Annotated in this window: 12 protein-coding genes; 8 read left to right on the forward strand and 4 right to left on the reverse strand. The window is 38.8% G+C overall.

The window, feature by feature from the left end; genetic code table 11:
• Window positions 1–6 precede the first annotated feature (6 nt).
• The 8 genes from H7254_RS12090 (at window position 7) to H7254_RS12125 (ending at window position 12,033) form a co-directional block, all read left to right on the forward strand.
• On the forward strand, window positions 7–5,313 hold the full coding sequence (locus H7254_RS12090) for a CHAT domain-containing protein (RefSeq protein WP_301933207.1): 5,307 nt from the start codon (window positions 7–9) through the stop codon (window positions 5,311–5,313).
• A 931-nt stretch (window positions 5,314–6,244) separates the two neighbouring features.
• Window positions 6,245–6,616 carry a hypothetical protein gene (locus tag H7254_RS12095; RefSeq protein WP_301933208.1) on the forward strand — a complete coding sequence of 124 codons (372 nt, stop codon included), beginning with the start codon at window positions 6,245–6,247 and terminating at the stop codon, window positions 6,614–6,616.
• A 211-nt stretch (window positions 6,617–6,827) separates the two neighbouring features.
• Window positions 6,828–7,097 carry an AraC family transcriptional regulator gene (locus H7254_RS12100; RefSeq protein ID WP_301933218.1) on the forward strand — a complete coding sequence of 90 codons (270 nt, stop codon included), beginning with the start codon at window positions 6,828–6,830 and terminating at the stop codon, window positions 7,095–7,097.
• A 149-nt stretch (window positions 7,098–7,246) separates the two neighbouring features.
• Window positions 7,247–7,645: a heme-binding protein gene (locus H7254_RS12105; protein WP_301933209.1), complete on the forward strand. Its 399-nt coding sequence runs from the start codon at window positions 7,247–7,249 to the stop codon at window positions 7,643–7,645.
• Window positions 7,646–8,176: 531 nt separating this feature from the next.
• Window positions 8,177–8,635, forward strand: coding sequence for a GNAT family N-acetyltransferase (locus tag H7254_RS12110; protein ID WP_301933210.1), 459 nt, complete (start codon window positions 8,177–8,179; stop codon window positions 8,633–8,635).
• A gap of 581 nt (window positions 8,636–9,216) precedes the next feature.
• Window positions 9,217–9,981, forward strand: coding sequence for a zinc-dependent peptidase (locus tag H7254_RS12115; protein ID WP_301933211.1), 765 nt, complete (start codon window positions 9,217–9,219; stop codon window positions 9,979–9,981).
• A gap of 171 nt (window positions 9,982–10,152) precedes the next feature.
• Entirely contained in the window at window positions 10,153–11,427 is a 1,275-nt protein-coding gene (locus tag H7254_RS12120) for a hypothetical protein (protein ID WP_301933212.1), read from the forward strand.
• Between the two features lie 210 nt (window positions 11,428–11,637).
• The gene (locus tag H7254_RS12125; protein ID WP_301933213.1) at window positions 11,638–12,033 is read left to right on the forward strand and encodes a hypothetical protein; all 396 of its coding nucleotides are present in this window, start codon (window positions 11,638–11,640) and stop codon (window positions 12,031–12,033) included.
• 862 nt (window positions 12,034–12,895) lie between these two features.
• On the opposite strand, the gene H7254_RS12130 is transcribed toward H7254_RS12125, so the two are convergent.
• From H7254_RS12130 to H7254_RS12145, 4 genes are all read right to left on the reverse strand, one after another.
• On the reverse strand, window positions 12,896–14,068 hold the full coding sequence (locus tag H7254_RS12130) for a dipeptidase (RefSeq protein ID WP_301933214.1): 1,173 nt from the start codon (window positions 14,066–14,068) through the stop codon (window positions 12,896–12,898).
• 230 nt (window positions 14,069–14,298) lie between these two features.
• Complete coding sequence (locus H7254_RS12135) at window positions 14,299–15,291, reverse strand: aldo/keto reductase (protein ID WP_301933215.1); 993 nt, start codon at window positions 15,289–15,291, stop codon at window positions 14,299–14,301.
• Between the two features lie 357 nt (window positions 15,292–15,648).
• Complete coding sequence (locus tag H7254_RS12140) at window positions 15,649–17,049, reverse strand: Gfo/Idh/MocA family protein (RefSeq protein WP_301933216.1); 1,401 nt, start codon at window positions 17,047–17,049, stop codon at window positions 15,649–15,651.
• A 484-nt stretch (window positions 17,050–17,533) separates the two neighbouring features.
• The gene (locus H7254_RS12145) at window positions 17,534–20,896 is read right to left on the reverse strand and encodes a DEAD/DEAH box helicase (protein WP_301933217.1); all 3,363 of its coding nucleotides are present in this window, start codon (window positions 20,894–20,896) and stop codon (window positions 17,534–17,536) included.
• Window positions 20,897–21,238 lie beyond the last annotated feature (342 nt).

Raw genomic sequence — 21,238 nt, forward strand, 5'->3', positions numbered from 1 at the left:
CCTTACATGAAAATAAAAAAGCTTTCTATTAAAGGTGAAAAGCAACTTGCTATGCCTGCTTCCACAGCAAATCTAACACCTGTTGCATCGTACAAAATAAGCGGCAGCAACAGGGATATTGCAGAAACACAAATCATTGATCTTGCAGACAATGACAAGTTGCTTGAATTTATTTTTGAGGACGATACTACCTGGATGTGCGATGGTGCTACCTTGCACGAATTGTTTCCGGATGCAGAAGATTCCAGCCGGTCTGTGGAAGATGCATTTGTTATACCAGACACACTAAAAACTGTTGATATAGGCCGGGGTATTTTTGGCGACATTGCTTTAAAAATTTTAAACGTTTTTGTAAAAAAGACAATTGACGATGGGGTGGCAAAAATTGCAGCCACTTTAGAAGATAAACATCTCGGTGGATCAGAAGGATTGTATAAGGTAGATACCGGTTTTAACCTTACTCCCTTTACAAAAATTACGCCCAACAAACCGGTACTGCTGTTTATACATGGCACCAATAGCAGTGCTGCCGGGGCTTTCATCGAATTGGCCCAAGCAGAAGTGTGGAGTTTTATCTTTAACACTTACGGTGACAATGTACTGGCCTTTCAGCATCGTACCCTTACAAAAAGTCCTTTACAAAATGTAACAGACCTGATAAAAGAACTGCCGGATACAGAAGATCTGCACATCATCAGTCATTCCAGAGGTGGTATTGTCGGCGATATTCTTTGCAGGTATGCGGATAAAAAAAATGGTTTCTCCACCATCAATACTGACCTGCTTAAAAAAGAACCCGGCAGGCAAAATGACATTGACAGTATCAAACAACTTAACAGTATTTTTTTAAATAGAAATATCAAGGTAAAGAAGTTTATCAGGGTGGCATGTCCTGCTGCGGGCACCAGGCTTGCCTCAAAAAGACTGGATCATATTTTAAATGTATTTTTCAACCTGCTGGGCGGTACGGCCAACCCGTATGCAGATATCTTAAAGCAACTGATTGCAGAAGTGATACGAACCAAAGATGATGTAAGTGTATTACCCGGCCTTGAAGCACAAAGCCCTGAATCGCCGTTTATAAAAATTTTAAACGACCGGTCAGATGATATGGCCATTGACGGCAGTTCGCTGGCAATTATTTCTGGCAATGGCACTACAAGCATCAGCTTTAAAGGCCTGCTGGTTATACTCGGTAAATTATTTTACTGGCAAAGAAACGACCTGGTAGTAAACACCGATTCGATGTACCTTGGTGCTAACAGAACAGGAAATATTCAGTATTTTTTTGATCAGGGTGCAGAGGTGGATCACATCAAATATTTTTTAAACAATAAAACAAGAGAAGCAGTTTTGTTTGCATTGAAAACTGCCGATGGTCAGCCTATTCCCGGCTACAATGCAGTGCCACAGCACGAAATACCAGCAAGTGACCGTGGAGAAGTCCGTGGGTTTGAACACGGCGAACTGGAGCCTTATCCAAATATTCCCTCTGGTAAAAAGCCCATCGTTATTTTATTGCCCGGCATTATGGGTTCCAATCTTTCCCACAATGGAGATAAAATCTGGCTGGCGTATATCAGGGCAGTTTTTGGTGGCCTCACTGATATGTTGCATGTAGATGATAAAACCATCACCGCCACTTCCATCATAAAAACTTCGTACAAATCATTAGCCGACCGTTTGAGTTATACATATGATGTAGTAGTGTATCCATTTGACTGGCGCAGGCAACTGAATGATTGTGCAAAAGAGCTGAATGATAAAATTATAGAGTTGCTCAAATTCAATCAGCCAATAAAAATGATCGGGCATTCAATGGGTGGTTTGCTGATTCGTGATTTTATAATTAATTATGATGACACCTGGAAACAGCTCAATGCATCAAAAGGATTTAAAATACTCTACCTGGGCTCGCCGCTGGGTGGCTCATACAGAATATTAACGGTACTGTTTGGAATGGATTCCATCATCAACTCGTTAAATTTTTTAGACAGGGTACATACCAAAAAACAATTGCTCGAAATGTTTTGTGCATTCCCTGGTATACTTAGTCTGCTGCCGCTTTCAACAGATAAAGACAACGATTTTGCAGAGCCTGCCACCTGGGAAAGTATGCGGTCTGCGTTGGGTGACGGTGGATGGCCATTGCCCGGTAAACCAGACCTAGATACATTTAAAAAGTACCGGGATAATATCATTGCCAAAAGAGATGGCATTGATTATAGTAACATGATTTACATCGCTGGTAAAGATAAAGCTACTCCCTGCAGTTACTACAACGACAATATCCCGCCACGTACTGAACTGGTTTTTTTAGTAACAGGCGAGGGGGATCAAAGCGTAACATGGGACAATAATATTCCAGCACAACTGATAGAAAAAAAAGCTGTTTATTATGTAGATGCCACTCATGGCGCCCTGGCAAATGAACCAGCCATTTTTGATGGCATAGAAGAAATATTAGATAGCGGCACTACCACGCTGCTCAGCACAGCAAGGCCCGTGGTAAGGGGCGAAGAAAAAACTTTCCGTATGCCCGAAGTGTACAATTTTGATGTGTCGGAAAGAGGAATGGAAAATGCCGTATTTGGTATTCACGAAGATCATGAACCCATTGCCAGCCAGGTGCCGGTGGCAGTTTCTGTAAGCAATGGCGATTTGTCGTATGCTTCCTTTCCGGTACTGGCCGGCCACTTTAACAATGATGGTATTTTATATGCAGAAAAATCAATTGACTGTAACCTTAACTGGATGCTTTCTGCACGGCATAAGCTGGGGTTATATCCCGGCGAAATAGGTACAAATTCAGTAATAGCTACCAATTCAGGCGATTATGATTTTGCCGGAGCCATCATTATCGGCCTCGGTGACCCTGGTACTTTAACTGCTTTTCTGCTTACAAAAACAGTGGAGCAGGGCGTGGCAAAATACCTGCTGCACATCAACAATGGCCAGCAGCAAAACGAGCATGAAATTGGTATTTCATCATTAATTATTGGCAGCGGATATGGCGGTCTTTCTATTGAAAGTTCCATCAATGCCATTATCGAAGGCGTAAATAATGCCAACAGTAAAGTAACAGATGTATTTAAAACTACTGTTAAAACTATTCAGCACATTGAATTTATCGAATTGTTTGAAGACAGGGCATTGAGCTGTATGTATGCCATCAGTAAATTAGAAAGCAAGGATAATAAGGCCTTCAATGTACGGATAGGAAGTAAAAAAATAAAAATCCTTTTTGGTTCCAAAACCCGTTTAATAACAGACCCGTCAGACGAATGGTGGAACAGAATTACGGTAAAACTTAAAAAAGTAAAAGAAGGATCGGAAGATGTACAAAGCCTTTTATTTAGTGCAACTACCGGCGATGCCAGGGAAGAAGAAAGGGAACTATACAGCAGTACACCGTTGATTGATCTTTTTATTGAACAGGTATCCACACAAAATAACTGGAGCGCCTGTGCAGCAAAAACAATTTTTGAATTAATGGTACCCAATGAATTTAAAGACCGCTTAAAAAAGAAAGGAAATATTAGCTGGGTATTGGATACAGACACGGCAGCCTATCCCTGGGAACTGCTGCAGGATAGTACAACCAATGCAAAGCCCCTTTGTGTAGATGCTGGAATGGTCCGTCAGCTGGCAACCGCAGATTACCGGATAAACATAAAAAGAGTAGCCGGTGAAAAAGCCCTGATTATTGGCGACCCTTTGCTGAATGGCTTTGTAAACCAATTGCCCGGTGCGGCAAAAGAAGCAAAAGCGGTAGAAACTGTGTTGTCTAATAACGGCTATACCAAAACGTCGCTCATCAATACGGGCGCCGCTGATATTATTAGCAGCTTTTTTTGTGATGATTATAAAATTATTCACCTGGCAGGGCACGGTGCTTTTAATCCTGCATCACCCAGGCAATCGGGAATGGTAATTGGCGACGGAAAGTTTTTAACCACATTTGATATAGAGCAAATGAGCAGCATACCCGAACTGGTTTTTGTAAATTGCTGCCATCTTGGTAAAACAAGTGGTATTGATGAAAAATATTTTGAGCAACGGTATAAGCTTGCCGCCAACATTGGTACCGAGCTAATCCGCATTGGCGTAAAAGCAGTGATAGCAGCAGGCTGGGCTGTAAATGATGATGCAGCCCTTGATTTTGCCCAAATTTTTTATGCCCGAATGTTTGCGGGTTATAGTTTTGGTGATGCAGTAAAAGAAGCAAGAAGCAACATCTATGAAAAGTATCGGCTCAGCAATAATACCTGGGGCGCTTATCAATGTTATGGCGATCCTTTTTACAAATTAAAAATACGGGTGTCCGGTAAAAAATATAGTGTTCCATATTATTTAATTGCCCGTGAAGTAGAGATTGATTTGCTTAACCTGAAAAATAGCCTGGATATAAAAAATACCAGCTGGAAAGAAATCATTGACCGGCTTGCAATCATCTCCACCGCAAAAGATAAAGCAGATATTCAAAGTTCAGAAATTACAGAAACGGAGGCAGCCATTTATTTTGAACTGGCCGAATACCAGCTTGCAATTGACAAATTTGAAACCCTAAAAAGCGCGGAGAATGCTGTATTTTCTGTGTCATCGCTTGAAAAGTATTGTAATGCCCGGTGTAAAAAATATGTGGAAGATTTTAAAGCAGGAACCAAAGCGCCTGAACTAATTGTAAAACTCAATAATGTAATCGGCGAATTGAATGAACTCTTAAAAATTAATCCTACTGCCGAAAGAAAAGTATTGCAGGCAAGCGCCAGTAAAAGAAAAGGATTAATAACAAAAGATACAAAAGGGAAATTGGCTGCTTATAAAGAAGCAATACAATATTATACAGATGCCCTTGCCATCAATAAAAATGCTTCCTACGCTTATAATCACATGTTGGTTTTTAGCAGCATTTTATTTTTGATAGAAAATACAGCTGCCAAACAAATGAAATATGGAGAATTATCAAAAGCACAGATATTAAAAGATATTGCAGACAAAAAAAAGGCGATGGCCTTGCCTTATCGCAACATGGACTATTGGGTTTTAATTGATGAAGCGTCTTATGACTTATCGCTGTTATTTTTAGAGAAAACAGAAGCGCAAAAAAATGAAAACTGGATGCGGGTGGAAGATAAATACCGCCGCATCTGGAAAAGTGCAGGCTCGTTGGGAAAGAAAAATGCGGAGCTGGAAAATTTTGAAATTATTGCCGATATGCTGACGCTTTCAACAGATAAAACAGCCATGTTATATAAAGAAAAAATTGATGGAATGAGAGAGCAGTTGGCGAAGGAAGTCGTTAAAAAATAACTCACACAAACCGAATGCTGATATTATCGATTGCAACGAAATTATCTGTTGTACCCCTGTTTAATAATAGTTTTATGTAGGGCAAGTTTATACACGCAAGCTATTGGACAATCATAAGCATTGCCGGGTAACCTCATCTGGCGATTTTTCTATATCATAAAAGTAAGCCCGTTGTTATACCCGCCTGAATCAGCGTATCAGGATTTAGCGGGTAAAATAAAATTAATAAAAAAATGCATTCCTGCAGGAAACGAAAAAGTGATAACAATTATCCAAAAACTGAGATTGCAATTTTCTGTCAATCCGCACCGACCCACTATTATGGAAGAACTTAATAAAATATTGAAATAATAAATTAATCTTCAACAAGCTATCCGGAAGGTTTTATTTTCTAAGATTTATAAATGGATAAAAAAATAAATCTAGCGGTTAGGTTTGTTTCTATCTTATGTTGTACAATCAATGTAAAAACAATTGGCTGTTTAAACCGAACAATAAAGTAACGCTGACGGTACTCATTTTAGTTACGTTATTTTCATTTTCGGCAGGTGTTATATATTCTACTATCAGTAATCGGTATCTCTGGCATAAAGCATTGGAGCATAATTTTTTTGCGTTGAAAGTACAGCCGCAAAAAGCATATATACCGACAAAAATAATTGGTTACGGACGGTTCATATATAGCCAGGGAGATAAAGAAGAGTTAGACATAACGATGGTGTAAAGGGTTTTATTAACAATATTGTCGGTGTAACTGTTTATAAGGTATGCATTGTATTGCTGAATATTGCATAGGACGGTAAACTGCTGGATATTACCAAAAGGCAGTAGCTATCTACTATAATAAATAATTAAAGGCAATATAATACAGAAAAGCCCGCAGCGTAATAATTTAATTTTACAGTATAAAATATTGATTCAATTATACAAAATGCCTATTCAGAATATTCCTGAAATTTTTATTACAAAAAATAAATCACTGCCCGATTTGTTTGTGTATGATTACAGAATGACCGTGGCCACAGTAAAGAACAAAGCAAACCTTGGTGTAAATATGTTCAGCTTTTTGCAAACCGGTCAAAAGCATGTGCATTTTGCCGTTGTTTCTGTTGCGGTAAATGAAAAGCAATCTATCCTGATAAAATGCGGCAACTGCCTGTTTACTAAATTGTTAAACAACAAACAGGTGTATTACTGCAAACTATTTTTTTCTCAAAAAGTACTGGAATTTTTTTTGCAAAAACATGCCATCAGTTTTGAGTTGATCATTAAACCAGCCAAAAAAGATACTCCTTTTTTGTAATGGCAAATGACGAATACATTAACCGGTTTATAGCTTCGCTTTCGGCAGTAAAAAAACTTTCACCTGCTCTTTGACAGTATTTAATGGCTGTAAAATTTGAGGAAATTATGCTTTACCTGGCTGGTAAATATGGCCAGCCTTTTATTCAATATTTGTACGCTCTTATTAAAGTTGAAAATAATTCTATCTTTAAAAAACGATTGAAAATAATATCTGCACTTATTTAAAAATTGAAGGGATTGCTTTTTTATGTAAGATGAGTTTATCTACTTTTAAAAAATGTTTTATAAAAGAGTATAATGAAAATCCTAATAAATTTTTACAGAAAAAGCGCCTCGCAAAAGCAAAGGAATTATTGCAACAGCGCAAACAAAAACCTTCTGAAATGTACCTTGAACTTGGCTATAAAAATCTCTCGAATTTTCGTGCTGCATTTAAAAATGAATTTGGTCTAACGCCGAGAGAGGTTGATGCAAGATAGTTGTCCGGTTGTTTTTGGCTGGCTTCATTGCCTGCGTTGCATTTATAAATGAACTTTTTTCATAACTATTTGAGCGTTATAAGTAAACATTTCTTTTTATGTTTTGTTACCTCGACTATATTGAACTAATAAAATTAAAATAATAAATTATGAATATTACATTAGAACAGGCAGAAAAAATGATTGCAGCCGCAAAAGCAAAAGCAATTGAAATGGACGTAAAAATGAATATCTGCATAGTGGATGCAGGTGCTAATATTTTAGCTTTTGTACGTATGAACGGTGCATGGCTTGGTTCTGCGGACATCTCCCTTAAAAAAGCTAAAACAGCCCGCTTTTTCGACATGAACAGTGGCGTGATCGGAAGTCTTTCCCAGCCCGGCGGATCTTTGTATAATATTGAACATAGCAATGGCGGCCTAATCAGTTTTCCGGGAGGTATTCCGGTAAAAAATGCGGAGGGGGAAGTAATTGGAGCTATCGGCGTAAGCGGAAGTTCAGTTGAAAACGATCATACAGTTGCAGAAGCCGGCGCTGCAGCCATTTAATTAAAAAGATATTTATTTGGGGCTGCCTGCAAATGGCAGCCCTTCTTTTATTATAATATTTTTTACCTAATTATGCTGTTTGCGTAACCAGAAACCTGCTTCACTTATTGGCCTATGCAAAGCACTGAACCCATAAGTTTGTTTGCCAAGATCAGCCCAACTAATCTGTAAGAATTTAACAGGGTGCCGACCCTGATAAAAAGGTTAAGTAGATACTGTTGTTGTGCATACTTTTCCATTTGAAATAACTTGATAAATAAAAAAATCGGTAAGTGGATTTTGTTTATGATCGTTTGAATACTGGGACAACGATGAATGGCAAAGTACAGTTTATCTTTCCATAAAATACAAATGGTCCTCAGTATTATCTTGTTGATTAAAAAAATATATTTTCCTATCAATGTATAAGTTTCCTTTTTTCGCTTTAATTTAAAGATAGGTGACAAGGACACGGAAATAGTATCACTGCTGCCAGCCGTAACTTGTTGATCAACTTTAAAGTTTTATGTTTGCCGAATAATTAAATGTAAAATGGAAGTATCGATCATTGAATATGAACAACAATACGCTGCTGACTTTAAGCGGCTTAACCTGGAATGGCTAGATAAATATTCACTGACGGAGGAAGCAGATTTAATCGTTCTGAATAATCCCGAAAAAGAAATATTAGCAATCGGCGGCTGTATTTTTCTGGCAAAGAGTCAGGATAAAATTGTGGGTTCCTGTGCCTTGATACCCGAAGCTCCGCAAGAATATGAATTGGCTAAAATGTCGGTGCATACTGCATTCCAGGGCAGAGGTATCAGTAAATTATTATTGGAAAGATGCCTGGCTGAGGCAGTAAATAAAAATGTACAAAGAATATTTCTTCTTTCAAATAGTCAACTCCGCAAAGCGCTGTCGTTGTATGAGAAATATGGTTTTCGTCATGTACCGGTTACCAGCACACATTACATTACCGCAGATGTTATGATGGAAAAACTATTTTAGGTAATCGATTTTCAAAAAATTATCTATTCTTTTCTTTAACCGAAAATGTATTTCAGCAAACCGGAACTATTCACCGGCACTTAAATAATTTAGTTGCGGTTTCATTGTTGTGCCTTTAAACGTACTTGTTGAAATCAACTTCGCAACATGAATAATTTCCCCTTTTTTATTGTATTAAACTATGCATTAATTGATCCTCATCTCCAGGTAGGGAAATAGGTGAATTCGTGTAAACTCCTTCACTCATTTCATCCTGAACGACATTTTTTAAAAATAATGTTTTAGCAAAAGTACCCGCTTCCTTACTAACATAGTCAATGGTGGTTAAACAAATTTATCGGTTCGCAGTAATAGTTTGTGCCATCTGCAGGATGGGTAAGTAATTACCCCCGAGACAAGCTCGTTGCGAAAGATGGCACCAAATCTGGTGAGAAATAATTTTCCGGCGCTTCAGTCCAGCCATCAATTGTATTATTAAAAGGTTTCAGTAACATTCTGTATTAATTTTTGTTAACATAATATAAGGGTACTTATTACTGATTCAATTGAGTGCTAAAAAAGATGCTTAATTTTAACCTGCCATGGAAACTGTAAGTCTTATTATTTTTGTGTTGATACTTTTTTTTGCTGCAATAAAATTGTTTAAAAAGAAAACAATTGTTCCCGTTGATGCACCACCTGGTTTGAAGAAAATTCTTACAGAACAGGTTCCCTTTTATCAGCAACTTTTACCGCCGCAACAAATACAATTTCAGCAAAGGATGTTGCGATTTCTGGCACAGATAAAAATTACCGGTGTTAAAACAATCGTGGAAGATATTGATCGCATCTACATTGCAGCAAGTGCCATTATTCCTGTTTTTAATTTTAAAGGCTGGGAATATTTTAATCTGCACGAGGTATTACTTTATCCGGATTCTTTTGATGATGAATACAAACAGCAGGGCGCAGGTCGAACCATATTAGGAATGGTTGGCAATGGTGCTATGAACCATGTAATGATATTATCGCAGCAAGAACTGCGACAGGCATTCACCAATACTTCTGGTAAGGAAAATACCGCCATTCATGAGTTTGTGCATCTTATAGATAAAACCGATGGCGACATTGATGGGGTGCCGGCGTCACTGGTTGATAAAAAATATATTGTACCGTGGCTGCAACTAATGCACAGCGAAATTAACCGAATCAAAGAAAAAGATTCTGATATAAACCCTTATGGCGCCACCAATGAATCTGAATTTTTTGCGGTGGCTTCTGAGTATTTTTTTGAACGGCCCGATCTGTTTTCGGAAAAACATCCGGAGCTGTTTCAGCTAATGGAGAAGATATTTAAGGGCAGTTGATGCCGCCATCTTATTTTTAAACCACAAAGGCAGTACGGCACAAAGTTTCACTAAAAATTTGTGTTACTTTTTGTCTTCGCGACCTGGTGGTTAAAATTTTTACCTTTTTATGAATCGCTATTTTTTCCTACTTTGGCTGTTGCATTCAAATAACGCTCATAGCTTTTAAAAATGATCAACACACAAGACTTACACGTTGAAGATGAAATAAGGCCATTGTTTGATTTTACTTATAATAAATATTCAGGAAAGCAAGTAATTGATATCCTCAAAATACCTCTAGGATCAACAGAAGCCATACTATCGCGGCATCGTTTGTTAAAGGGGTTTATCGCTAACCGGGAAGTATTAAAAGACTATTCTTATTACCGGTTTAATTTAGTGGAGATATACGATTTTTTGGAAACGATTTTTGTTGGTTCGGTGACAACCCAAAAATTGAGGTGGCGGTTTATGTTTTCTGAAAAAGAAAAGCAGCAAAAAAGAGGAAAGCTGATATTGCTGGTTCGCCTTTTTTATAAAATAAATACCACTTATATCTGTAAGATTGATACCAGTTTGTTTCCGGCAGAATATGCAGCGGAACTGGCGGAGATGAAATATTTTTTTGCGGGGTTTAACCTGGAGCGTTATGAAACAGCTTTTAATAAAAATAAATTCCGCATCAGTCACATGGTTGAACTGATGATGATTATTACAGAAAAAATTGGTAATGGTGAAGCCGCCGCTTTCTGGAAGCGCTGGTTTTTATTTGAAGCCTATCTTTCCATCAGCACAGGTATTGCCACACATGGCTTTGTATTTCCAGCTTTTGATGATGCCCATTTTTCGCTGCAAGGTTTTTATCACCCGGTGCTAAAAAATCCTGTAAAAAATAATCTTACTGCACAGCAAAATATTATTCTTTTAACAGGTCCAAATATGTCTGGTAAATCTACCTTACTAAAAGCAATAAGTTTGTGTGTTTATCTTGCGCATGTTGGTCTTGCTGTACCCGCTACAAAAGCGGTGACGCCTTTTTTTAGTACCATCTCTGTAGCCATTAATCTTACCGATAGCATCGTAAGTGGTTACAGTCATTTTATGTCGGAAATTATTACGCTAAAAAATGTGCTTAATGAAGCCCAAAACGATGGGAAATGTTTTGCTGTTTTTGATGAGTTATTCAGGGGTACTAATATTGAAGATGCCCTGGAAATAAGTGCTGCCACCATAAAGGGGCTTCTTCATTTCCCCCATTCATTATTTTTTATCTCCACTCATCTTCACCAGTTGAAAGAAATGGACGAGATTAAAACCAATAAAATATCCACCTGTTTTATTGAATGCAACCTGACGGATAATATCCCTGCATTTACCTATAAATTAAAAGAAGGCTGGAGCGATTTAAAACTGGGTCGTATTTTATTTGAAAAGGAAGGATTGAATAAAATGCTTCTACGTTAACATCGAAATCATTTACTTAACTCCCCAAAAAGCCGAACTGGAGATTTATACATTGTTCAATTTTTAGTTAATTTTTCTAAATATTAACAAGCAGTTATTTTATTTTTAGCTGTCTCTTTACTCTTTTGTTATTGAATGGTTATTCGCCGGATTTGATTGTGCCTTTTACCCATTTTTTGCGTCTATAATATCAAACAAAAAGGAGTATTTATGAAAAAGTTATTAATTGTGATGTTTTCATTACTGCTGGCAGGTTCAGTATCTGCGCAGCATTTTAGCCGTGGCGGTGGACACTATGCGCCCAGGGTTATTGTTAGTGGCGGATTCTATCCATATTATGGCTTGGGTCTCGGGGCTTTCTATCCTAATTTTTATCATCCTTATGGCAATGGTTATAACAGGCCTTCAAAAATGACCCTGCAGACACAGGATATAAAAAATGATTATGCCGATAAGATATGGTCGGCCAGACATGATAAAAGTCTGACAAGGAAAGAACGAAGGAGAACAGTACATGAATTGAAAGTGGAAAGGGACAATGACATCAATGACCTCTGCAGCGGAATTATTATAAACATTGATGGTAACACAGGTACGGACGATTGAGCAACAATAGCAAACCAGTAAATAGGTTTGCAATTTTAATTTAAAGGGCCACGCTTTTTATTTGTTCCGATAGCGCAGTTACTCCTTATTTTACACTGCCTTATTTCCTTTGTCTTCTAGTGCTGAAGTAGTTACCGTGAGATATACAAAGTCTTTAAACTTCCATTAGTTACTTGTCTTAAATTGGGAATGCGTTTCAATTTACCATTTATTAAAATAAAAAGGTGAAATACAAATACCTGAAAACACTTTATAGCATGGTATTTACAAAAACAAAGCTGAACGTTTAGTTCAACTGAAGCGCTATCAAAACAATATAAAATGGATGAAATTATTTTGTTGCTTTATCCCACCGGTGAATAAGTTTTTTATGTGTAACTGGTTACGTTACTTTCTTAAAGAAACTGCTGTTGCATCGCAATTCAATTTTAGGTAATTCTCTTACGTTCATTTTCTTCTGAACTTTTGCAACACTTCAATGCACTTATCTTTTTCCAGACTAAGCTTTCCAGACATTTGATCCTTTTTAATAGCCTTTTTCATCTTCCTCGCCAAAGCCTCGCCTAAACTTTCACAAGTATTCCATGCGTTTGGAGGAAGTTTTTCATTTAATTTATATCCTGTGATGTGGAGTTCTATAAATGATAAGGCAGGGTTACAGCAATCATGAAAACAGAAGATAATTCCTGCATTCAAATGCTTCCTTCATCCTGCATTACGTTAACAAGGCTGCCAGGTTAAGTGATAAATTAGTAACGGGCGCAGTCACCCTGTAAAGACTATCATACTTTTATATAGCTGCGATAAAAGAATACGCTACGATGGAAATAAAACAAATTAGAGGTGAAGGAAAGCTAATTGACTATTGCGAATTTGCTTTCAAAATCCGTAAAAAATTACCTCCTAATATTTTTCTGATATCTTTTTCACTGTAGCCTCTTTCCAGCAAAGCCTTGGTGATAAGCGGATAAGTGGTAACATCATCTAACTGTTGCGGTAAACTGTTTACCCCGTCAAAATCGCTGCCTAGCCCTACATGATCAACGCCGATCATTTTTACAATGTAGTCAATATGGTCTATAAGTAAAGAGAGTGGGGGCCTCATAGCTACTACTTCTGCAGGATATTTTTCAAACATAAATTTATCAGCAAAGTATGGCTCAGGATTTATTTTTAACAGAGAATCTATTTCTGTTTTGTGCTGCGCATTAAATAATTCTGTACGCCGTTCATACATACTGTCTAAAAATCCAGAGTAAAAATTTACATGAATTACACCGCCGTTTTTGCCAACCGCTTTTATCTGGTCGTCTTTTAAATTTCTTCTAAACGGGCAAAGCGCATACACACAACTGTGCGAAACAATCACCGGTTTGCTGGTAGTATGAATTGCATCCCAAAATGTTTGTTCTCCTACATGCGATAAATCTACCATCATGCCTAACGTATTCATCCGTTGTACTACCTGCTTTCCAAAATTTGTCAGGCCCTTGTGTTTCAGCGAATCGGCTTTGGTAGTTTCATCCAGTGCGGAAGTGGCCCAATCTGTGGAGTTGTTCCAGGTAAGCGTCATGTACCTGGCTCCTCTTTTATACAATTTATCCAGTTTGTTCAAATCGTTTTCTATCATGTGGCCACCTTCTACCCCAAACAAAACAGCTAATTTTTTTTGTTGTACAGCTTTCATAATATCCGCTGTTGTAAAGGCCTGCATCATTTCTTTCGGATTGCGGTTGGTCCATGCCATCACCGTATCCATCTCCCTGTTGGCCCATGCATACGGGTTGGGCTTATTGCCGTCACACCAGATAGAAAATACCTGTGCATCCACACCTCCCTGCTGCATACGATGCAAATCAGAATTTGTTTTGGCGCCTAAGTCCTGGTCAAAGCTTACCCCTTTTTCAATGGCGGTAGAAGGGATATCATTGTGCGTGTCAATAAGGATGGCATCAAAATGCAGCTTCTTATATTGTTGCGCATTGGCGGTTATACAACAAGTAACTATCAGCAGGAACAGTAAATTTTTTTTCATATTGATTGTTGCAGTTATTATGGTTTAAAATACCAGATAAACATTGTAGCAGGTAAGGCCGTTGATGTGTTATCTGCAATGAATAATACAGCTTTTTCTCCGGATGGCCGCAAACGGATTATTTATTCTATGATAACAGTCATTGGTAAAACATACATTAATTACTGGTAGTTGCAGCTTAAACTCCGGTGCTGTCAGCATCATATACATTAATTCAATTTTTTTATCGCTCAAAGCCCGGTCGCTTTCTCCATCTCTTCATTATAGCGTGTACCTGCTATCTGTATTTGTGCGTAAGCCGTTTCAATTTCACCAACATCAACTGTAGTCAGTTGAAGGTAAGCAGCGCCGTTGTTTTCAGTTAAGCGGTGCAGTTTGGTAGTGCCCGGGATAGGAACGATCCATGGCTTTTTAGCCATTATCCAGGCCAACGCAATCTGTGCAGGGGTAGCATTTTTTTTTGCAGCAATCGTATTCAATAAATCAATCAATACCTGGTTGGCTTCACGGCCGGCTTGCGTGTAACGGGGAAGAATGTTTCGGATATCTCCTTCACCAAATGTTGCATGAGCATCCATCTTACCGGTAAGAAAACCTCTACCTAATGGGCTAAAAGAAACAAGGCCAATGCCCAGTTCTTCCAATACCGGCAATACATCGTTTTCATATTTACGGGTCCAGATAGAGTATTCACTTTGAACTGCAGCTACAGGTTGCACGGCATGCGCTTTGCGAATCGTATTGGCACCTGCTTCACTTAAACCAAAATGTTTCACCTTGCCTTCTGCAATCAAATCCTTTACTGCACCTGCCACATCTTCAATGGGAACATCTGGGTCAACCCGATGCTGGTAGAACAAGTCAATCACATCTGTATTCAATCTTTTGAGGGATGCTTCAGCGACCTTCTTTATATTTTCAGGACGGCTGTTAAGTCCGGTCGTTTTTCCATCCACGATATTGAAACCAAATTTGGTGGCAATCACTACTTCATTCCTGAATGGCGCCAGCGCTTCTCCCACCAGTTCTTCATTGTTATAAGGGCCATATACTTCCGCAGTATCAAAAAAAGTAATGCCTTGTTCTACGGCATTACGCACCAAAACAATCATGTCTTTTTTTTCAGGAAAGGGCGCATAAGTAAAAGTCATACCCATGCAACCGAGGCCGATAGATGACACTTCCAGGTTGCCCAATTTTCTTTTTGGCATTGTTGTATTCATAATAAATTATTTTAAAGATGCTGCAACAAAGGTATGCCGGTAAATGAACGTAACGCAAACAAGTATTTTTAAAAATAAAACACCACCATTTAATTCAGGATAACTGTCAATATTATGCCAGTATGGTAATTAGTACGATGCCAATTTAAACAATCGTTTATACCTAGCTGCATGCGTCAATAATATGTTGCGGCAAAAATGTGCTGTTGGCAAATAGAAAATATTTGACATCAATAAATCGGTAAGCCTGTCTACCGCAAAAAAACAGACTTAATCATCCGCAATATTTCACCCATTTTTTTAGGCTGCAAAGCGGGTTAATTCTCATGACTATGAATGATGAATTAAGCGTTTGCCTTATATCAGTTTCATATTTACAGGATCCCAATTAATGATTTTCTTTTTGAAATAACTCTCATTGCAGGACAAGGCGGGGGCTGCTGCTCTAAAACCAAATGTTGCGTCTTCTACAACCGGTTTCCCCGTTCTTATAGCATCAAAAAAATTAGTGAAATGATCCAGGTGTTCATTATAATCCTGTGGAGCTTTGAAGGTAATATCTTCTTTGGTCGGTCTTTTTTTCTGCGCTGCTGTCCATTTTGCATTGTACTCTTTTTGCATCTCTTCCTGCATGCTTTTTGAAAAAGTAAACAATGAATCGTAGCCGCCAAACCCTGGAGCCTGCGGCATCAGGCTATGATGTATCGAAATATCATTTCCTTGTACATCCATCACCCCTTCAGAACCTACCAGCCTGGTTATTTCCTGGCCACCGGTTCCGCTAATGAAATTAACCTGTAACGTTAATTGAAACCCCGGATGGTCGGGTGTATCTCCGTATTGCATTACGCCGGACATTACGTCGGGCATATTTCGCCCATCTTTCCAATAACTGATTTGACCAGAGCTATAAATAGTCTCAGGCCCTTTAGAGTTGGTGATAAAATGAGTACCACTTAATAAGTGAATGAACAAATCTCCGGCCACACCAGTACCTACTTCTTTGTACGCTCTCCACCAAAAAAATTTCTTTGCATCAAATGCCATTTTTTCTGTTGCTTCAATAAACTTATCCCAGTCTGTTGTTTCCGCGGTCGCGTCTTTTGGTATGGTGTACTCCCATGCGCCGATGGAACCCTGACGGTCGTACACCGCATTTACCATATTTAGTTTGCCAATTTCGCCGGCAGCCAATAATTCTTTAGCCTTTGCCAGCCCGATACTGCTTACCCGCTGGCTACCAACCTGCAGCACTTTACCATATTTTTTCTGTGCCTCAATTACGCCATACCCCTCGCTGATTTTAAACACCATTGGCTTCTCACAATACACATGCTTTCCTTTGGCCAATGCATCAATGGTGATGCGGGAATGCCAGCAATCGGTGGTAGCTATAATAACTGCATCAATATCTGTTTTGTCTAATAAATCTTTATAGTTCCTGGTGGTGTATAAATTGTTGCCATATATTTCTTTTGCATTCTCTAACCTGCCAGTATACAAATCGCAAATACCAGCGAGTTCTATACCGGGAACTTTTAATGCTGTTTGCAAATCAAAATGGCCTTGTACACCAAATCCAATAACACCCAAACGAATTTTATCGCCGGATGATATTTTTCTTTCGTAGAATAAAATTCGTTCTTCTGCTTTTTCCCTGGCATACAATGATTGCAAAGGCGAAGCAGCTGTTATTAATGTGGCAGCGCCAATCTGTTGTAGAAATTTTCTACGGGAAGCTTGATTTTGATTTGACATAAGAATCGTTTTAATTATTTTTTTATTATTAGAATAATTTATAAAAGTAACCTGTTTACTATCCGGGTTTGATCATGCCGTTCTTCTCCGGCTTTATGGAAAACCTTGGTCAAATCTTTGGCAGATAAACCACTTTTCTTCTCATCCACAATATAAGAAATAAAACAATCCACTTTTTTTTTGGAAAAGGATGTACAAACCAATTGAAATTATCATCAAAAGTAAGTTTAGATGAATTGAAAGGATCATCAAATTGTATCCAAACTAAAAAGCAGTTTTTTTATTGGCCGGATGAAGCGAGCATTACAGGATGTTTTATTTGTGGGTTGAATCAATAGGATAGCGAAGAAAAAGATGACTTAACTCTGCAGGAGTTTTCCTTTTCCATTAGATCTACGTCCCGTAATTACGAACCTAATTTGCATTATTAAATTTGAAGCGATTGTTTCTGTAAAACCAAAAATTGGCATCTGAAAGCGCTCCTTTACATCGTCAATGCCAGCAAATCTTTTTTTGTTAACTGTTTTAAAATACTTGCATCCGTCTTTATTAAATCACTCACTAATTCTTTTTTGGCAGCTTGTAATTTCATGATCTTTTCTTCAATCGTGTCAGGACAAATCAATCGCACCGCCATCACATGTTTATCCTGCCCGATGCGGTAACAGCGGTCAATGGCCTGATTTTCTACTGCTGGGTTCCACCAGGGATCAACGAGGTACACATAATCTGCCTCCGTTAAATTAAGCCCGGTACCTCCCGCTTTCAGGCTGATCAGGAACACACGGATGTTATCATTATTTTGAAAAGCACCTACAACAGTTGCCCTGTTTTTTGTTTTACCGGTGAGCATTTCGTACGGAATATATTTTACAGCCAGTTCTTTTTTAATCAGTTCCAGCATACCAACAAATTGCGAAAACACGAGTATTTTATGGTGCCGGTATTTACTTTCGATCTGCTCAACAAGTACATCAATTTTTGCAGCCGCATCTCCATAAAAAGCAGTGTCTTTCAGCAGTGCGGGCGAATTACAAATCTGCCGCAGTTTGGTAAGTCCCTGCAGCACGTGCATGCTTTCCCTGGGCAAATCTTCTTCCGGCTGGTGCAATAAATAATTCCTGAATTCTTTTTCGTAGGCATCATATACTTTACGTTGCTCAGCACCCATTTCGCAGTAAATGACCATTTCTGTTTTTTCCGGTAATTCCGTTGCCACCTGTTGTTTGGTGCGTCGCAAAATAAATGGATTTATTTTTTGCTGTAGTTCCTGCGCCCGTTTGGTATCGCCAAATTTATCAATGGGCTGAGAGTAGATGTCTTTAAAATATTGTTGGTTGCCCAGCAGGCCGGGGCAGGCAAAACTGAGTTGACCGTAGAGGTCAAAAGTATTGTTTTCAATAGGCGTACCCGTAAGAACAATTTTGTTGACAGAGTGCAGTAAACGTACTGCTTTGTACCGTTGTGAATCCGGATTTTTAATTGCCTGAGATTCATCTAAAAAAATATAGCCGAAGTTAAATGTTTTTAAGAAATGAATATTGGATACCATCATTCCATAACTGGTTATCACCACATCGTATTCTTTAAAGCGATGATTATTTCGCACCCTGTTATTGCCGTCTATGGTGAGTACTTTTAGTGTAGGTGCAAATTTGTCCAGTTCAGCCTGCCAGTTAAAAATAAGGGATGTGGGCATTACTACAAGTTGGGTTTGATGGCCATGCTTTTGTTGCAGCAATAATATAAAGGCAATTACCTGTATGGTTTTACCAAGCCCCATATCGTCTGCCAGGCAACCGCCAAAACCCATCTCATCCAAAAAATTCAGCCAGTTTAATCCCTGTTGCTGGTACTGGCGCAAAACTGCGTTTAGCCCTGGGAGTAAAGGGGTATTTTCAATGGCTTTAAACCCTGCTAACCTGTTGCTATAAAGTTTTATTTGCTGCTGTACCTCACCGCTCAGCATGTCTTTTTCATACAAATTATTAACCAATGTAAAATTGATTCTCGGCGTGTGTAACTCGTCATTGACTATTTCACCGGCATCAAAATATGCAGTCATTTTTTTTATCCATTCTGCCGGCAGCATACCCAGCGTGCCATCGTCCAGCGTTACATATTTGCTGCCGTTTTTAAGTGCCTTGTGCAACTGGCGCAGACTTGCTTTTTGTTCGCCATAGCTCACTTGCAGGTCGGTATTAAACCAGTCGAGCCCGCTGGTAACTTTGATAGATACTTTGCCTTTACTGGCATTAAGTTTATTCTTTTCTATTTCATGAAAGCCCAGTATTTTTATGTGTTGCGCTTCCCACTGTTCAAACGCTTCCAAAAACCATGCTTCTTCTAAAAATTGTTTTTTGGTAAGATAAAAGGCCTGCTGGTGCAACTGTTCCTCAAAGTCGGGATGCTGTTGCAGCAACAGGGTAATAAAATTATTTTCCAGCACATCATCCCGTTCAACAATAAAAGAATTATCCTTTTGATCCCTGGCATAAAGTTGCCGCTTGCTTAATACACTTACTTCCACTTCGCCATACCGCACAACCGGGCTAATCATTACATGCACACCAGCATCGGATAAATAAATCAGTTGTTGTGGTGGTGCATCAAAACCATTTTCTTCCAGTTGTTTTTTGCTGGCAGTTACCAGCCAGGAATAGTTTATACGAATGGTATCTTCCAGCGGCGATAAAATGGTTTTTCTAAACTCCTCCATCTTCTGTTGGTGTATTACGATGATATTGTTGTGTTTTTTAAAGTAGCTTATTACTTTCAACAAATCAATATTGGCGACAAGGTGCAGCGTTGATTCCACCAGGATAAAATAATTAAATTTTAACGGTAAATTATTTAACGCATAAGTTTTATCACCGATGGTTAATTGCCCGCTGATTTCATAAAAATCGTTTTTTAAATACACTGCTAACTGAAGTCCGGTTTGCAACACATTTAACTGAACAGGCACCAGGCTTGTAGCACTGATATGCTCCGATACCTGTTTATGATAAAAAGCTGTCAGTGTCAGCGGATTATTTACCACGGCCCGCAATGCTTGCAGGTGTTTCACTTCAGGCAATTTTTCATGATTATTTAAAAAAGCCGCAACGCCGGTGTAGAACTTTATAGCCGCCGCTTCACTGGTTGTCCATACCAGGGTTTCTACATCCAGTTGCTTCAGCGGATTTTTTATTTTACCATTGGTAGCTATCGCCGTTTCGTACAGGTTCACCTGCAAATGCTGATAATATTTATGCGTACTAAATACCAGTATCGTGGTACCTGTTTCCGTATTTATTGTGGTGTGTTTTCCCGGTGGAGGCAGCAGTTCTTCCGCCAGTTTTTTCAGTGCTGCTTCGTTTACCGGTTGCAGCGCCTTCATCCGTGGCTCAATGCGCACGGTATTGTTTTGCCACAACAGTTCAAAATGTTCGTCGGGGTTGGGTGATTGCTCCAGCCCATAATTTTTTGCAACGGTATTGATTTTTTCATGTCGAAAAGCCGCATCAAAAAACAGCCGCAGGTCAGGCCGCTCCATGATATTGTATAATACCTGCGCCTGGTGAATGCACAGTGTATGATTACCATAATTACAGCTGCAATCCAGTGTTAGCGTAGCCTTGCTAAACTGTACCCATACCGGCGGAAAAACCAGTCCGCTCGTTGGGTTGCTAAACGTGCCGGTATTAATGTCAATCATATCCGGTTGCACCAAAAAAAAGCGTTGCGCATCAGTATCCGGCATGCGGGCGCTGTTGGCCAAAATAAATGTCGGTGTAACATTTGAAAACAAACAATTTTCAAAAATAATTTCGGTTGCGTTGTATGTTAAAATAGGTGCTGTCATGCGGGAGTGTAAAAATAGGGCAACAGCATTTAGCAAAGGTTATTGTATGTATTTTTTTGATCCGTGCTTAATTGCTGCTATTGAGCATTGTTGCGTCGCACACTTTTACCACATACCTTCGGTGGAGCTTTTATAGAAGCGGAGATCGTCTATAACGGAGGTTGCAATGAATTAACCTACGGCGTAGTTCGTGCGCCGTGGTTCGTATCCTCACCAACCATCTCTTGCGCCGTGGTTCGTGTCCCCACGAACCACCACTCTACACAATAATTGCAACCACCATTTTTATGAACTCCTAATAAATTTTATTACATTGTTGAATGGATAAAAGCCAATATACGG

Source organism: Ferruginibacter sp. (assembly GCF_014377975.1).
GTDB lineage: Bacteria > Bacteroidota > Bacteroidia > Chitinophagales > Chitinophagaceae > Ferruginibacter.

What these genes read in the sequence shown, in the direction of transcription:
- H7254_RS12095 (WP_301933208.1), top strand. Translation starts at nt 6,245, where the DNA reads ATGCCTATTCAGAATATTCCTGAAATTTTTATTACAAAAAATAAATCA.
- H7254_RS12110 (WP_301933210.1), top strand. Translation starts at nt 8,177, where the DNA reads ATGGAAGTATCGATCATTGAATATGAACAACAATACGCTGCTGACTTT.
- H7254_RS12105 (WP_301933209.1), top strand. Translation starts at nt 7,247, where the DNA reads ATGAATATTACATTAGAACAGGCAGAAAAAATGATTGCAGCCGCAAAA.
- H7254_RS12120 (WP_301933212.1), top strand. Translation starts at nt 10,153, where the DNA reads ATGATCAACACACAAGACTTACACGTTGAAGATGAAATAAGGCCATTG.
- H7254_RS12145 (WP_301933217.1), bottom strand. Translation starts at nt 20,896, where the DNA reads ATGACAGCACCTATTTTAACATACAACGCAACCGAAATTATTTTTGAA.
- H7254_RS12115 (WP_301933211.1), top strand. Translation starts at nt 9,217, where the DNA reads ATGGAAACTGTAAGTCTTATTATTTTTGTGTTGATACTTTTTTTTGCT.
- H7254_RS12135 (WP_301933215.1), bottom strand. Translation starts at nt 15,291, where the DNA reads ATGAATACAACAATGCCAAAAAGAAAATTGGGCAACCTGGAAGTGTCA.
- H7254_RS12090 (WP_301933207.1), top strand. Translation starts at nt 7, where the DNA reads ATGAAAATAAAAAAGCTTTCTATTAAAGGTGAAAAGCAACTTGCTATG.
- H7254_RS12130 (WP_301933214.1), bottom strand. Translation starts at nt 14,068, where the DNA reads ATGAAAAAAAATTTACTGTTCCTGCTGATAGTTACTTGTTGTATAACC.
- H7254_RS12140 (WP_301933216.1), bottom strand. Translation starts at nt 17,049, where the DNA reads ATGTCAAATCAAAATCAAGCTTCCCGTAGAAAATTTCTACAACAGATT.
- H7254_RS12125 (WP_301933213.1), top strand. Translation starts at nt 11,638, where the DNA reads ATGAAAAAGTTATTAATTGTGATGTTTTCATTACTGCTGGCAGGTTCA.